A 14,167-nucleotide genomic window follows, 5' to 3' on the forward strand; every position below is an offset into this window, starting at 1 on the left:
GAATGTCCTTTAGCCCGCCGTGACCCCTGCATCAAGGGTGGACGCTGTTGTGCTGGCTTTCATTCGCGCCCAAAGGCTCCTAAGTTCCGGGCAAACCAGAAGGAGCAGGCACATGGCTGACAACGACGGACTCTTTGCGGGCGACAATCCCTTTGACATCGCACGCCGCTGGCTCGCGGAAGCCGAAAAGAGCGAAATCAACGACCCCAACGCGATTGCGCTGGCCACTGTGGATGCCTCGGGCATGCCGAATGCGCGCATGGTTTTACTTAAGGAAATCGAAAACTCTGCCTTTGTGTTCTACACCAATTACGAGAGTGCCAAGGGCCAGGAAATCGCGTCGAGCGGCACCGCCGCTTTCGTCATGCACTGGAAATCTCTGCGCCGCCAAATTCGGGTTCGCGGCCACGTTGCAAAAGAGGAGGGACCGCAGGCCGATGCTTACTTTCAGTCTCGTTCACTAAAAAGCCGTTTGGGGGCCTGGGCGTCGCGTCAATCGCAACCATTGTCGTCCCGAAGCGCTTTGATGGCCGATGTGGCCAAGGTCACGGCGCAAAAGGGACCGAATCCCAAACGTCCCCATTTCTGGGGAGGTTTCCGACTCACTCCGATCGAGATCGAATTCTGGGCAGATGGGGCATTTCGCCTTCATGATCGCTTCGTTTGGCGCCGCGCCACGGCCGAAGAGGACTGGCAGGTTCAGCGGCTGTGCCCATGATTGTTAGCGATATAAGGTCAGTTAACGATTTCCGCATCTCCTGACTTTTTTGCTCTTGAAATCCGATCGTAAAATCGCGCAGGTAAATAGGCATCGCTAACACGAACGAACTAAAATCGGTGGTATTCTCAAGTGGCCGAAGATCTAAGCAGCTTGCAACATGTCCATGGACTAGTGAAGTGGTTTGATCCGGCCAAAGGGTACGGGTTTATTGTCTCGCCCGATGGTGGGCCAGATATTCTCTTGCACATCAATGTGTTGAGAAACTTTGGTCAGAGTTCCATCGCCGATGGTGCTGGCATCGAGGTTGTGACCCATCGCACCGACCGCGGCGTCCAGGCGGTGGAGGTCATCGCGATCACCCCGCCGGAGCGGGAAGACACGCCGCTGTTGAGCGACCTTGCCGAAATGGACGCGGCCGAGATCAGCAGCTGCCCGCTGGAGCCGGCGCGTGTCAAATGGTTCGACAAGGCCAAGGGCTTTGGCTTTGCCAATCTGTTTGGATGCAACGAAGACGTGTTCCTGCATGTGGAAATCCTGCGCCAGTCCGGCCTCGCCGATCTGCAATCCGGCGAGGCCTTGGCCATGCGGGTCGTGGACGGCAAACGGGGCCGCATGGCGGTGGAAGTCCTGGCCTGGGAAATGGCCATAGCTGAACGGAACGCCTCAGAGTGACCCCGGTTCGGCGCACCCTTTCCGCGATTGGGTTTGCGCTGCTGGCGCTTGCGGCGGGTCCGGTGCAGGCGGCCTGTCAAAAAGATGCGGTGGATCTGCGCGGCCCCTGGGGGCAGGCGCAGTTTCGCGTCGAAATCATGGATAGTGCCGAAGAACGCGCGCAGGGATTGATGTATCGCCGCGCGCTGCCCCAGCGCAATGGTATGCTCTTTGTCTATGAACACCCCCAGCGTGTTGCCTTCTGGATGAAGAACACACTGATCCCGCTTGATATGATCTTCTTGGGCGCGGATGGAACGGTCACCCATATCCACGAGGGCGCGGTGCCGGGCGATCTGACGCCGATTCCGGGCGGCGATGACGTGCTCGTGGTGCTGGAGGTGAACGCGGGGATCGTGCGCAAATACGGCATCACCCTGGGCAGCCAGATGCGCCATGAAGTTTTTTCATCCCAGGACGCAATTTGGCCCTGTTAGGGCTTTTCAAACCAGATCATCGCAGATAGGAAGGCGCACGGTCCGGGGCGTGGCGCAGTCTGGTAGCGCACCTGTTTTGGGTACAGGGGGTCGTGAGTTCGAATCTCGCCGCCCCGACCACTTCTTTTCCTTCCTTCCCATGTCATAAATACCCCCCCCTTCTTGGGGTGCCTCTGCCGATATACGGTCGGTGGCTCTCCCCCTACTTATGGGGAATTGACGTATGAACACTCTCCTTTTGCGGCAGCTTTCTAGAATCACTTCGAGGGCTTGCGGGCGCCTGTTGTGTCACCGCCAGATGTTGTATTTACCCTTTGCTTACCCTTTGACGTGATTTAACGTCGGAACGCGAAGGCCAGCGCTGTTTTTTTTTGCGATTGGGGCCCTGCGTCATGCCAGGACGTTGCCAGAGTGTCGCAGTATATCCCCGCCCGACGCGGCGGGGATAACTCCTCCCGTCGGCGCCTCAGATCGGGCGGTGCCGCAGGGCGGCGAGCGCCCTTGGTGCAGCAAGCCCCTCTCAGATCGTCAGTTTTTAGACCTGGTTAACTCATGCAGGAATTTGCAGTTATCGCAGCCCTGCTGTGGATGAATCACAGCGCGGTTTTGACCCTCGAAAGCGTTAAAACCGTCAATACAAATCTGCTCCGTAAAATTTTAAATTTGACGTTGACGCTCTGGGTCAATCTACGCGACATTGTGGGTGCCGCTGGAGAGAGCCACTAAATCTTGTGATGAGTGAGCCGCCTTTCCAACCACAGTGCTTTGCGCAAAACCGTTAATATCGGATCGGTGTAGGATCCGCGAGCGTAGGATATACCTGCGCCGAGCCAACGGTATTTGCGCAGGTCGCTGGCGGCGATCAAGGCTGGTGCCGTGGCACCGAAAACAAAATCGGGACTCTTGGGAACAGGTGTAACCATGAAGATAGAACGTCGTTTTACAAAAGCGGGACAGGATGCATATGCGTCTTTGGATTTTGTCGGGGCAACCTCCGAGATCCGCAATCCCGATGGCACCATCGTGTTCCGCCAGGAAGGCATCGAAGTGCCCTCCAGCTGGAGCCAGGTGGCCAGCGACGTCATCGCGCAGAAATACTTCCGCAAGGCCGGTGTTCCCTCGCGCCTGAAAAAAGTCCGCGAAAAAGGCGTGCCCGAGTTCCTGTGGAAATCCGTGCCTGCCGATGCGGATGTCGAGTTCGGCGGCGAGACCTCCTCCAAGCAGGTTTTTGACCGGCTCGCGGGCGCCTGGACCTATTGGGGCTGGAAGGGTGGCTATTTCTCCAGCGAGGAAGACGCGCGCGCCTATTTCGACGAGATGCGCTACATGCTGGCCTCGCAGCGCGCCGCGCCCAATTCGCCGCAATGGTTCAACACTGGTCTGCATTGGGCCTATGGCATCGACGGCCCGGCGCAGGGGCACCACTATGTGGACTATAAGACCGGCAAGCTGACCAAATCCGACAGCGCCTATGAACATCCGCAGCCGCATGCCTGTTTCATCCAGTCTGTCTCGGATGATCTGGTGCAGGACGGCGGCATCATGGATCTCTGGGTGCGCGAGGCGCGGCTGTTCAAATATGGCTCCGGCACCGGCACCAACTTCAGCCATCTGCGGGCCGAGGGCGAGAAACTCTCGGGCGGCGGTAAATCCTCCGGCCTGATGGGGTTCCTGAAAATCGGTGACCGGGCTGCGGGCGCGATCAAATCTGGCGGCACCACACGGCGCGCGGCCAAGATGGTGATCGTCGATGCCGATCACCCCGATATCGAGCAGTTCATCGACTGGAAAGTGCTGGAAGAGCAGAAGGTTGCCTCCATCGTTGCCGGCTCCAAGATGCACGAGAAGATGCTGAACGGCATTTTCACCGCGATCCGCAGCTGGGACGGGCTGGCCGAGGATGCCTATGATCCGGCCGAGAACGAGGGGCTGAAAAAGGCGATCCGCGAGGCCAAGAAGGTCGCGATCCCGGAAACCTATGTCAAACGGGTGCTGGATTACGCCAAGCAGGGCTATGACAGCATCGAATTCCCGACCTATGACACCGATTGGGATTCCGAAGCCTATAGTTCCGTCAGCGGCCAGAACTCCAACAACTCCATCCGGGTCACCAATGCGTTTCTGCATGCGGTGAAAAAGGACGCCGACTGGGCGCTGATCAACCGCACCGACGGCTCGGTTGCCAAGACGGTAAAGGCGCGTGATCTTTGGGAAAAAGTCGGCCACGCCGCTTGGGCCTGCGCCGATCCCGGCATCCAGTTCCACGACACCGTCAACGAGTGGCACACCTGCCCGGCAGATGGCGAGATCCGGGGTTCCAACCCCTGTTCCGAATATATGTTCCTCGATGACACCGCCTGCAACCTGGCGTCGCTGAACCTTCTGACCTTCCTCAAGGAGGGCGTGTTTCAGGCCGAGGACTTCATGCACAGCTGCCGCCTGTGGACGCTGACGCTGGAAATCTCGGTGATGATGGCGCAGTTCCCCTCCAAGGAAATCGCGCAGCTGTCCTATGATTTCCGCACGCTGGGTCTCGGCTATGCCAATATCGGCGGGCTGTTGATGAACATGGGCTATGGCTATGACAGCGACGAGGGGCGCGCGCTGTGTGGTGCGCTGACGGCGATCATGACTGGCGTCGCTTATGCCACCTCCGCCGAGGTCGCCTCCGAGCTGGGGCCCTTCGCGGGCTATGCTCGGAACGCCGACCATATGCTGCGGGTGATGCGCAACCATCGCACCGCCGCCTATGGCGCCACTGCAGGCTATGAGGCGCTGACCGTGAAACCGGTGCCGCTGGATATCCAGAGCTGCCCCGATGCGCGACTGACCGACCTGGCGCGGAGCGCCTGGGACGAGGCGGTGAGCCTTGGCGAGAAATACGGCTATCGCAACGCGCAGACCTCGGTGATCGCGCCCACCGGCACCATCGGTCTGGTGATGGATTGCGACACCACCGGAATCGAGCCTGATTTTGCGCTGGTGAAATTCAAGAAACTCGCGGGTGGCGGCTATTTCAAGATCATCAACCGTTCTGTGCCCGGCGCACTGGAGGGGCTGGGCTATTCCTCCGCCCAGATCGAAGAGATTGTTTCCTATGCGGTCGGCCATGGCTCCATCGGCAATGCGCCGGGGATCAACCATACCTCGCTGACCGGTCATGGCTTTGGCCCCAACGAGCTGGCCAAGGTGGATGCCGCGCTGGGGAGCGCCTTTGATATCCGCTTTGTGTTCAACCAATGGACCCTGGGCGAAGAGTTCTGCACCGGCGTGCTGGGCATTCCGGCGACCAAGCTCAATGATCCGACCTTTGATTTGCTGCGCCACCTTGGCTTTACCAAGGCCGATATCGAGGCCGCCAATGACCACGTCTGCGGCACCATGACCCTGGAAGGCGCACCGCATCTGAAGGAGGAGCATTACGCGATCTTTGATTGCGCCAATCCCTGCGGCAAGAAAGGCAAGCGTTATCTGAGCGTTGACAGCCATATCAAGATGATGGCCGCGGCCCAGAGCTTTATCTCCGGGGCGATCTCCAAGACCATCAACATGCCCAATGACGCCACCATCGAGGATTGTCAGAAGGCTTACGAACTGAGCTGGTCGCTGGGCGTCAAGGCCAATGCGCTCTATCGCGATGGCTCCAAGCTGAGCCAACCTCTGGCCGCCGCGCTGGTCGAGGATGACGACGAGGCCGCAGATATCCTGGAAAGCGGCACGCCGCAGGAAAAAGCCGTGGTTCTGGCCGAGAAGATCGTCGAGAAGGTCGTCATCAAGGAGGTGATGAAATCCCATCGCACCAAGATGCCGCAGCGCCGCAAGGGCTATACCCAAAAGGCGGTTGTCGGCGGGCACAAGGTCTATCTGCGCACCGGTGAATATGAGGATGGCAACCTCGGCGAGATTTTCATCGACATGCATAAGGAAGGCGCAGGCTTCCGCGCGATGATGAACAACTTCGCCATCGCCGTCTCCGTGGGTCTGCAATATGGCGTGCCGCTGGAGGAGTTCGTGGACGCCTTCACCTTCACCAAGTTCGAGCCCGCCGGCATGGTGCAGGGCAACGACTCGATCAAGAACGCCACCTCGATCCTTGACTATGTGTTCCGTGAATTGGCTGTGTCCTATCTCGACCGTACCGATCTGGCGCATGTCAAACCCGAAGGCGCCAGCTTTGACGATCTGGGAAGGGGCGAGGCGGAGGAGGGGATTTCCAACCTCTCCGAAGTGAGCGAAAGCGCGGCTTCGAAATCCCTGGAGGTGCTGAAGCAGATTTCCTCCACCGGTTATCTGCGCAAACGCCTGCCGCAAGAGCTGGTGGTGCTGCAAGGCGGCGGCGCGATGGCTCCGCTGAAGGGCGGCGCGGATCCGGTCTCGGCGCTGCAAACATTGGTGCCGGAAACCTCCGACTCCGTTGCACCGACCGGATTGGATGCGCGCACCAAGGCCAAGATGCAGGGCTACGAGGGCGATCCTTGTGGCGAATGCGGCAACTACACGCTGGTGCGCAACGGCACCTGCATGAAATGCAACACCTGCGGATCGACCTCGGGGTGTAGCTAACGGATCACCGGCGCGCCGCGCCGGTCACGACACCGCATCAAAGCCACCTCGGGGGAAGATGCGCAGGGGATGGAGGCCCAGTGGGTCTCTTTCCCCGACGAAACACAGGGCAAGATCTGCGGGTCGGCCCTGGCATGGATCAAAGGCACATCCCGGGCCTTTGACACCTGTCTGGGGTGGGTGCGCTCACCCCATACGCCGAGAAGGACCAGGCAAGAAAAAACACCGGGCGGTCAATGAGAAGAGCCTGATCGGCGAACCTGACCCCCTCCGATGTGGAGGGGGTCTTTTTCGTTTTATAAGAATACCTTGGCGCAGGACGTGAATGCGGAGGCCCGCCTGCATTCGCGCCGTATGCGCCGCGCCCTATAATCCCGCGTCGCCCCATCTGGCCACAGCTTTGAGCGCGCAGCGATATCCAGTCATAAATTCGTGCGGCTTCGTCACCATCTAGAGGGCAAATCAACGCATTGTTAATCATGATCCGACAGAATGAAGAGGAGGGAATACGGGGCGTTTCACCCCGGGAAACAACGGCGCACAGGCGCCTCATCAAAGGGCGCAAGCCATGTCTTTAACTGCACCGATGAGGTATACTTCCGCAAGCAGCGCCCGGTTGATTTCTGTGCTGTTGGGATTGGCAGCAGGCACGGTGCAGGCGCAGGATCAAAGCTGGTCCCGGCGTTTTCTTGCACCGGTGGATTTTGACGAGCGCACCGCCGGCGCGCAGATGATTACACCCCATCAGGCGATGGCAGCGCAGCCGCGCAGCGATGCTGTCGCCGTGCCAATGACGGCTGCGACCTCTGACCCTGCAACTGTACCGGGTCTTGGCGAGAGCTTGGGCGATTTTTCCGCCGTTTCAAACGCCGTTTCGAACACTGATGCGCAGCCGCTCTCCCTTCGCAGTCCGACGCTGATCGTTTCGCCCGGCGCCATCACCTTCGCCGGTCTTGTGGCCGCACCGGAGATTGGCTCCGCTGCCGGGCAGGCGACCAGCTATGCCATCGGGATCGGCTGGGATATGGCGGTGACGCCGCAACTGCATCTGCGTGGCAGCCTGCTGAGCGGAGAAGACGAGAACGGGCAATATTCCCTTTCGCCCGAGTACCGACAATTGGCGCTCACCGCCTCCTTTCGGTTCTGACCCCATCAGGGCTTGGCCGGAGAACACAATCGTGCTATCGTCAAGTCATGGCGTATTCTGAAACCCTCATTACCATCTGTATTGCCTGCTGAATTTCAGCGGGCTGGTTTCTGTCGTTCCCTTCCATGTGACAAGTTGCTAAGCCCGCGCTGCGCGCAGTGCTGTTGGTCCCTGTGAACTATGGGCTGACCTGCCGGGCCGACTTGCTGTCGAAGGAGCTGACATGACGACGATCAAACTGCACAACACCAAGAGCCGGACGAAAGAGGCCTTTGCGCCGATTGATCCCAACAATGTGCGGATGTATGTCTGCGGCCCGACCGTTTATGACCGGGCCCATATTGGCAACGCGCGCCCGGTTGTGGTCTTTGACGTGCTGTTTCGCTTGTTGCGCCATGTCTACGGCGCCGATCACGTGACCTATGCGCGCAATTTCACCGATGTGGATGACAAGATCAACGCCCGTGCCAAAGAGAGCGGGCGCCCGATTTCCGAGATCACAGCCGAGACCTCGCAGTGGTTTCTCGACGACATGGGGGCGCTTGGCGCGCTGGAGCCCACCCATATGCCGCGCGCAACGGCCTATATCCCGCAGATGATCGCCATGATCGAGGAGCTGATCGCCAAGGGACACGCCTATGCGGCCGAGCGCCATGTGCTCTTTGCGGTGGACAGTTGGAAAGAGGGCTATGGCCAGCTGTCCGGTCGTTCGGTCGATGATATGATCGCAGGCGCCCGGGTCGAGGTCGCCCCATACAAGAAAAACCCGATGGATTTTGTGCTGTGGAAGCCCTCCTCCGAGGATCTGCCGGGATGGGACAGCCCCTGGGGGCGCGGGCGTCCGGGCTGGCATATCGAATGCTCGGCCATGAGCTATGATCTCCTGGGAGAGAGCTTCGACATCCACGGCGGCGGCAATGATCTGATGTTCCCGCACCATGAAAACGAGATCGCCCAGAGCTGCTGCGCTCATCCCAAGGGAGACTTCGCACGCTATTGGATGCATAACGAGATGTTGCAGGTCGAGGGCAAGAAAATGTCCAAGTCGCTGGGCAATTTCTTTACCGTGCGGGACCTGCTGGAGAAGGGTGTGCCGGGCGAGGTGGTGCGCTTTGTCTTCCTCAGCACCCATTACCGAAAGCCGATGGACTGGACCGAGAGAAAGGCCGCTGAGGCCGAGGCCACGTTGCGCAAGTGGCGTGCGCTGACGGCGGGCATCGAACCCGCCGCCAGCGCTGCTGCCGCGGTCATTGACGCGCTGGCAGATGATCTGAATACCGCTGGTGCAATCGCTGAGATGCATAAATTGGCAACCTCGGGCGACGCCGCCGGTCTGCTGGCTTCGGGGCAGCTGTTGGGCTTGCTGACAGCAGACCTGGCGGGGTGGGAGGTTCAGAACGTTGATCTTGCTCCCCTTGCAGAGAAGCTCGCCGGGCTGCGCGCAGCCGCGATGGAGACGAAGGATTTCTCCGCCGTTGATACAATGAAGGCCGCGCTGCTTGCGGCGGGGGTCGAGGTGCGCATGTCCAAGACCGGTGTAGACCTCATGCCCGGTGCCGATTTTGACGCTGCCAAACTGGAGGGGCTGTGATGACCGAGAGGCTCTATCTCTACGACACCACCCTGCGTGACGGGCAGCAGACCCAGGGCGTGCAGTTTTCCACCTCGGAAAAGAAGCAGATCGCTCAGGCGCTTGATGCTCTCGGCGTGGATTATATCGAAGGCGGCTGGCCCGGGGCGAACCCCACCGACAGCGCCTTTTTCGACGAGGCCCCCGCCACCCGCGCCAAGATGACCGCCTTTGGCATGACCAAACGGGCAGGGCGCTCCGCCGCCAATGACGAGGTACTGGCCGCGGTGATGAACGCCGGAACCGGCTCGGTCTGTCTGGTGGGCAAGTCCCATGATTATCATGTGACGGCGGCGCTTGGGATCTCGCTGGAGGAAAACCTCGACAATATCGCCCAATCCATCGCACATATTGTCGGGCAGGGACGTGAGGCGCTGTTTGACGCGGAGCATTTCTTTGACGGCTACAAGGCCAATCCTGACTATGCGCTGGCGGCCTGCCGGGCGGCGCTGGAGGCCGGGGCACGCTGGATTGTTCTATGTGACACAAATGGTGGCTGCCTTCCCAGCGAGGTACATCGCATTGTCGGCGAGGTGATCGCGGCGGGGCTTCCCGGCGATCATCTGGGCATCCACACCCATAACGACACCGAAAACGCCGTGGCCTGCTCGCTTGCCGCCGTCGAGGCTGGCGCGCGGCAGGTTCAGGGCACGCTGAACGGTCTGGGCGAACGCTGCGGCAACGCCAACCTGACCACATTGATCCCGACGCTGTTGCTCAAGGAGCCCTATGCCAGCCAGTTCGACATCGGCGTAGATCTGGCCGCGCTGGAGCGGCTCACCAGTATCAGCCGCATGCTGGACGAGATCCTGAACCGGGTGCCGCAGAAACAGGCGCCCTATGTGGGGGCCTCCGCCTTTGCCCATAAGGCCGGGTTGCATGCCAGCGCGATCCTGAAAGATCCCTCCACCTATGAGCATATCGAACCGCGGCTGGTTGGCAACGCCCGGGTGATCCCGATGTCGAACCAGGCGGGGCAGTCCAATCTGCGCAAACGTCTGGCCGAGGCGGGGCTTCAGATCGAGAAGGGCGACCCGGCGCTGGGGCGCATCCTCGACCGGGTGAAGATCCGCGAATCCGAGGGCTATTCCTACGACACCGCGCAGGCCTCCTTTGAGCTGCTGGCGCGCGAGGAGCTGGGCCAGATGCCCGAGTTCTTTGAAGTGAAGCGTTACAAGGTCACGGTGGAGCGGCGAAAAAACAAGTACAACAAGATGGTCAGCCTCTCGGAGGCCGTGGTGGTGGTCAAGGTCGATGGCAACAAGCTGCTCTCGGTCAGCGAATCGCTGGACGAGACCGGCAGCGACCGCGGGCCGGTCAATGCGCTCGCCAAGGCGCTGCGCAAGGATCTGGGGCGCTATTCGCAGATGCTGGATGATATGCGGCTTGTCGATTTCAAGGTGCGGATCACCCAGGGCGGCACCGAAGCGGTGACCCGCGTGATCATCGACAGCGAAGACGCCAGCGGCCGGCGCTGGTCCACGGTGGGCGTCAGCGCCAACATAATAGATGCCTCCTTTGATGCGCTGCTTGACGCGATGAACTGGAAGCTGTTGCGCGACGCGGCAGAGGCAGCGGATGCAGTTTGACGACGACCTGATCGCCTGCGCCGAAACCGTCCAGAAGAGCGACCCCAACCGCTTTATGGCGGCGATGGCGGCCCCGGTTGAGGCGCGCCCGCTGTTGTTCGCGCTTTATGCCTTTAACGTCGAGATCTCGCGCGCGCCCTGGGCCAGCCAAGAGAGCATGATCGCCGAAATGCGGGTGCAATGGTGGCGCGATATCGGTGCGGAAATCACCGCAGGCGGGCCGGTGCGGCGGCACTATGTCGCCACGCCGCTGGCCCGGCTGGTGAACCACGAGGCCGCACAGGTGATCGACGCCATGGCCGAGGCGCGCCGCTGGGATATCTACCGCGAGCCGTTTGAAGATGACGCTGCGCTGGACGCCTATATCGACGCAACCGCTGGCGGCCTGATGTGGATGGCGGCGGCCTCGATCGGCGCGGCTCAGGACCGCGTGGTGCGCGATTACGCCTATGCGGCGGGGCTCGCCAATTACCTCTCAGCGGTGCCGGAGCTGGAAGCACAAAAGCGCATACCCTTGCTGGATGGCTCCAGCGCCGGGGTCCGGGCCCTGGCGGAACGGGGCTTGGACCGGCTGTCAGACGCGCGGCGCGCGCGCGCCTTGATCTCGCCAGGCGCGCGTCCGGCATTGTTGGCCGGATGGCAGGCAGAGGCGATTTTGAAACAGGCCAGGGCGGAGCCTCAGCGCGTTGCCGCCGGCGCCCTGGGCGTGAGCGAATTTCGCAAACGCCTGTCGCTGATGTGGCAGGCCGGAACCGGGCGCTGGTGATCGGCTCAGGCGGTTTCCGCCTCGGGTTTCAGCACAAACCACAGCAACGCTCCGCCCGCCAGCACCAGGAAGGGCGCCATCGCCATATTGACCGCCGACCAGCCCTCGACCGGGTTGCCGCCGGAGCAGTTCATCAACCCGCCTGAGGCCAGGGATGCCACGGTCACACCGCCAAAGACCATCAGGTCATTGAGCCCCTGCATCCGGCCGCGCTCATAGGATTCATGGGCGCCCGCCAGCATGGTGGTTGCACCGATAAAGCCAAAGTTCCAGCCCAGCCCCAGCAGGATCAGCGCGATAAAGAAGTTTTCGATCTCAACACCTTGCAGCGCGACAGCCCCGGCGGCCGCGAGGATCACCAGACCGGCGCCAACCACCTTCTCCACCCCGAAACGCGCGATCAGATGGCCGGTAAAGAAGGACGGCACATACATCGCCAAGACGTGGCTGGTCACGATATCGGCGGCGTTATTTTGCGAATAGCCACAGCCGACCACGGCCAGCGGTGTCGAGGTCATCACCAGGTTCATCAGCGCGTAGGACACCATCGCGCAAATCACCGCCACCGCGATTTTTGGCGTCTTGATCAGCTCCATACGGCTGCGGCCCTTGGGCGCATCCTCGGACGGGGCGACCGGACGGGGAATTTTCAGAAAGGCAAACAACCCGACGCCCAGGATATTGACCGCGATCACCGCCATATAGGTGCCGAGGAACGGAATCACAAAAGCCTGGCTTGTCAGTTTCACCAGCTGCGGACCAATGACAGCCGCCAGCAAGCCCCCCGCCATGACGTAGGAAATCGCCTTGGGCCGGAATTCATCAGAGGCGGTATCGGCGGCGGCGAAACGGTAAAATCCCTGCGCGCTCATGTACAAACCTGTGAGCAAACTTCCCCGAAGGAACACCGGGAAGGAGCCAAGATAGAGCCCATATCCCCCAATCAGACCGCCAAGCGCGCCCCCGGCAGCCCCCAGCGCAAAGCCGGCCGAGCGCCCGTAGCGCTGCATGATCGCAGAGACCGGCGTCGCCGAGAGCATCGAGCCCGCAACAATCAGCGAGATCGGCAGCGTCGCGAGACAGGGGTTGGTCGCCAGCGACTGCCCCGCAAGCCCGCCGACGATGAAGATCATCGGCATCTGCGCGCCCAGGAAAGCCTGTGCGAGCACGAGAATCAAAACATTGCGCTTGGCAATCTGGTCGTTCGGGGCGTGAGCGGTCATAGTCATGGCAATTGCGTAAACCTGAACAGGTGAAGGAACAAGCGGCGTGATATGCCTTGATACAATTTCAAGTCGAGCGGTCTGATGGGCGCTGGCCGCATCATCCAGACGCCCGATTGCGTGGCCGAGGGCGCGGCATGGCTTGCCGCGCAGGATCCGCGCTTTGCCACCGCATTGGAGCTGACCGGTCCGTTGCCCCTGCGCCGCAAGCCTGATGGCTTTGCGCAACTGCTGAGCGCGATCGTCAGCCAGCAGGTCTCGGTCGCCTCGGCCAATGCGATCTGGACCCGGCTCAAGGCGGCAAAGCTCACCGGTCCGCGCAAGATCCTCTGGGCCAGTGACGAGGATCTGCGTGCAGCTGGGCTCAGCCGTCAGAAGATCCGCTACGCCCGCGCGTTGGCCGAGGCCCGTATTGATTTCAAAGCCTTGCGCGATGTTCCTACAGCGGATGTCATTGCCGAGCTGACCCAGGTATCCGGCATCGGCATCTGGACCGCCGAAATCTACGCGATGTTTTCACTGGGCCATGCGGATGTCTTTGCCCCCGGCGATCTGGCGCTTCAGGAAAGCGCGCGGCTGCTGTTTGATCTGCCCGAGCGTCCCAAGGAACGCGCGCTGCGCGAGATGGCTCAGGCCTGGTCGCCCTGGCGCTCTGTTGCGGCGCGGCTCTTGTGGGCCTATTACCATGTGGCAAAGGACAGGGAAGGGATCCGATGACTCGTGTTTTGACGGCCGGCCGCAAAGAGCCGCTCTCCGGTGATATCCGCTCGGCGGTGGTATTTGTGCATGGCTACGGGGCCAATGGCGCCGATCTTCTGGGGCTGGCGGATCCGCTGGCGGAGCATCTGCCGGACACATTGTTCGTGGCGCCCGACGCGCCCGAATCCTGCGCGGGCGCGCCGATGGGCTTTCAGTGGTTCCCGATTCCGTGGATTGATGGCTCCTCCGAGGAAGAATCAATGCGCGGCATGATGGCGGCGGTGGATGACCTCAACGCCTTTCTCGATGCGTTGATGGTGGACGAGGACTTGCTGCCCGAACAGGTTGTTTTGTTTGGCTTTTCCCAGGGCACCATGATGTCGCTGCATGTCGCCCCGCGCCGCGAGGATCCCGTCGCCGGGATCGTTGCCTTCTCGGGCCGCTTGCTGTCGCCGGAAACCTTCAGCGACGAGGTGGTGAGCCGCATGCCGGTACTACTGGTGCATGGCGATCAGGACGATGTGGTGCCGCCGCAATCGCTGCCTGCCGCCGCAGAAGCGCTGCAAGAGGCCGGGTTTCAGGACGTCTTTGCCCATGTCATGAAAGGCACCGGCCACGGCATCGCGCCGGACGGGCTGAGCGTGGCACTGGCATTCATGCGCGACAAGCTGAGCTTGTAAC

12 protein-coding genes and 1 tRNA gene are annotated in these 14,167 nt (G+C 61.0%); 12 read left to right on the forward strand and 1 reads right to left on the reverse strand.

Going from position 1 to position 14,167, the window contains the following annotated elements:
- The first annotated feature begins 112 nt into the window (after positions 1 to 112).
- The 10 genes from pdxH (at position 113) to HCZ87_RS04585 (ending at position 11,564) form a co-directional block, all read left to right on the forward strand.
- Positions 113 to 718 carry a pyridoxamine 5'-phosphate oxidase gene (gene pdxH / locus HCZ87_RS04540; RefSeq protein WP_167642587.1) on the forward strand — a complete coding sequence of 202 codons (606 nt, stop codon included), beginning with the start codon at positions 113 to 115 and terminating at the stop codon, positions 716 to 718.
- A 132-nt stretch (positions 719 to 850) separates the two neighbouring features.
- A complete protein-coding gene (locus tag HCZ87_RS04545; RefSeq protein WP_167642588.1) occupies positions 851 to 1,393 on the forward strand; it encodes a cold shock domain-containing protein in 543 nt (180 codons plus the stop codon).
- Positions 1,394 to 1,431: 38 nt separating this feature from the next.
- Positions 1,432 to 1,869 (forward strand): DUF192 domain-containing protein, encoded by a 438-nt coding sequence (locus HCZ87_RS04550; protein WP_254868521.1) that lies wholly within the window; start codon positions 1,432 to 1,434, stop codon positions 1,867 to 1,869.
- Positions 1,870 to 1,912: 43 nt separating this feature from the next.
- A tRNA-Pro gene (locus HCZ87_RS04555) sits at positions 1,913 to 1,989 on the forward strand.
- Positions 1,990 to 2,421: 432 nt separating this feature from the next.
- Positions 2,422 to 2,595, forward strand: a complete 174-nt coding sequence (locus tag HCZ87_RS04560) for a hypothetical protein (protein WP_167642590.1) — start codon at positions 2,422 to 2,424, stop codon at positions 2,593 to 2,595.
- A 195-nt stretch (positions 2,596 to 2,790) separates the two neighbouring features.
- Entirely contained in the window at positions 2,791 to 6,432 is a 3,642-nt protein-coding gene (locus tag HCZ87_RS04565; RefSeq protein ID WP_167642591.1) for a vitamin B12-dependent ribonucleotide reductase, read from the forward strand.
- Between the two features lie 616 nt (positions 6,433 to 7,048).
- Positions 7,049 to 7,579, forward strand: coding sequence for a hypothetical protein (locus HCZ87_RS04570; RefSeq protein ID WP_217701940.1), 531 nt, complete (start codon positions 7,049 to 7,051; stop codon positions 7,577 to 7,579).
- Between the two features lie 223 nt (positions 7,580 to 7,802).
- Positions 7,803 to 9,170, forward strand: coding sequence for a cysteine--tRNA ligase (gene cysS / locus HCZ87_RS04575; protein WP_167642593.1), 1,368 nt, complete (start codon positions 7,803 to 7,805; stop codon positions 9,168 to 9,170).
- A complete protein-coding gene (gene cimA, locus HCZ87_RS04580; RefSeq protein WP_167642594.1) occupies positions 9,170 to 10,798 on the forward strand; it encodes a citramalate synthase in 1,629 nt (542 codons plus the stop codon). Before cysS ends, cimA begins: the two co-directional genes overlap by 1 nt.
- Positions 10,788 to 11,564, forward strand: a complete 777-nt coding sequence (locus HCZ87_RS04585; protein ID WP_167642595.1) for a squalene/phytoene synthase family protein — start codon at positions 10,788 to 10,790, stop codon at positions 11,562 to 11,564. Before cimA ends, HCZ87_RS04585 begins: the two co-directional genes overlap by 11 nt.
- A gap of 5 nt (positions 11,565 to 11,569) precedes the next feature.
- On the opposite strand, the gene HCZ87_RS04590 is transcribed toward HCZ87_RS04585, so the two are convergent.
- Complete coding sequence (locus tag HCZ87_RS04590; RefSeq protein ID WP_167642596.1) at positions 11,570 to 12,793, reverse strand: MFS transporter; 1,224 nt, start codon at positions 12,791 to 12,793, stop codon at positions 11,570 to 11,572.
- Between the two features lie 78 nt (positions 12,794 to 12,871).
- Here HCZ87_RS04590 and HCZ87_RS04595 point away from each other — a divergent pair, with 78 nt between their 5' ends.
- Positions 12,872 to 13,504: a DNA-3-methyladenine glycosylase gene (locus HCZ87_RS04595; protein ID WP_167642597.1), complete on the forward strand. Its 633-nt coding sequence runs from the start codon at positions 12,872 to 12,874 to the stop codon at positions 13,502 to 13,504.
- Positions 13,501 to 14,166, forward strand: coding sequence for an alpha/beta hydrolase (locus HCZ87_RS04600; protein WP_167642598.1), 666 nt, complete (start codon positions 13,501 to 13,503; stop codon positions 14,164 to 14,166). Before HCZ87_RS04595 ends, HCZ87_RS04600 begins: the two co-directional genes overlap by 4 nt.
- Position 14,167: the final 1 nt, after the last annotated feature.

The sequence above is a fragment of the Phaeobacter sp. HF9A genome (assembly GCF_011806385.1).
In the GTDB taxonomy this organism is placed as follows: Bacteria; Pseudomonadota; Alphaproteobacteria; order Rhodobacterales; family Rhodobacteraceae; genus Epibacterium.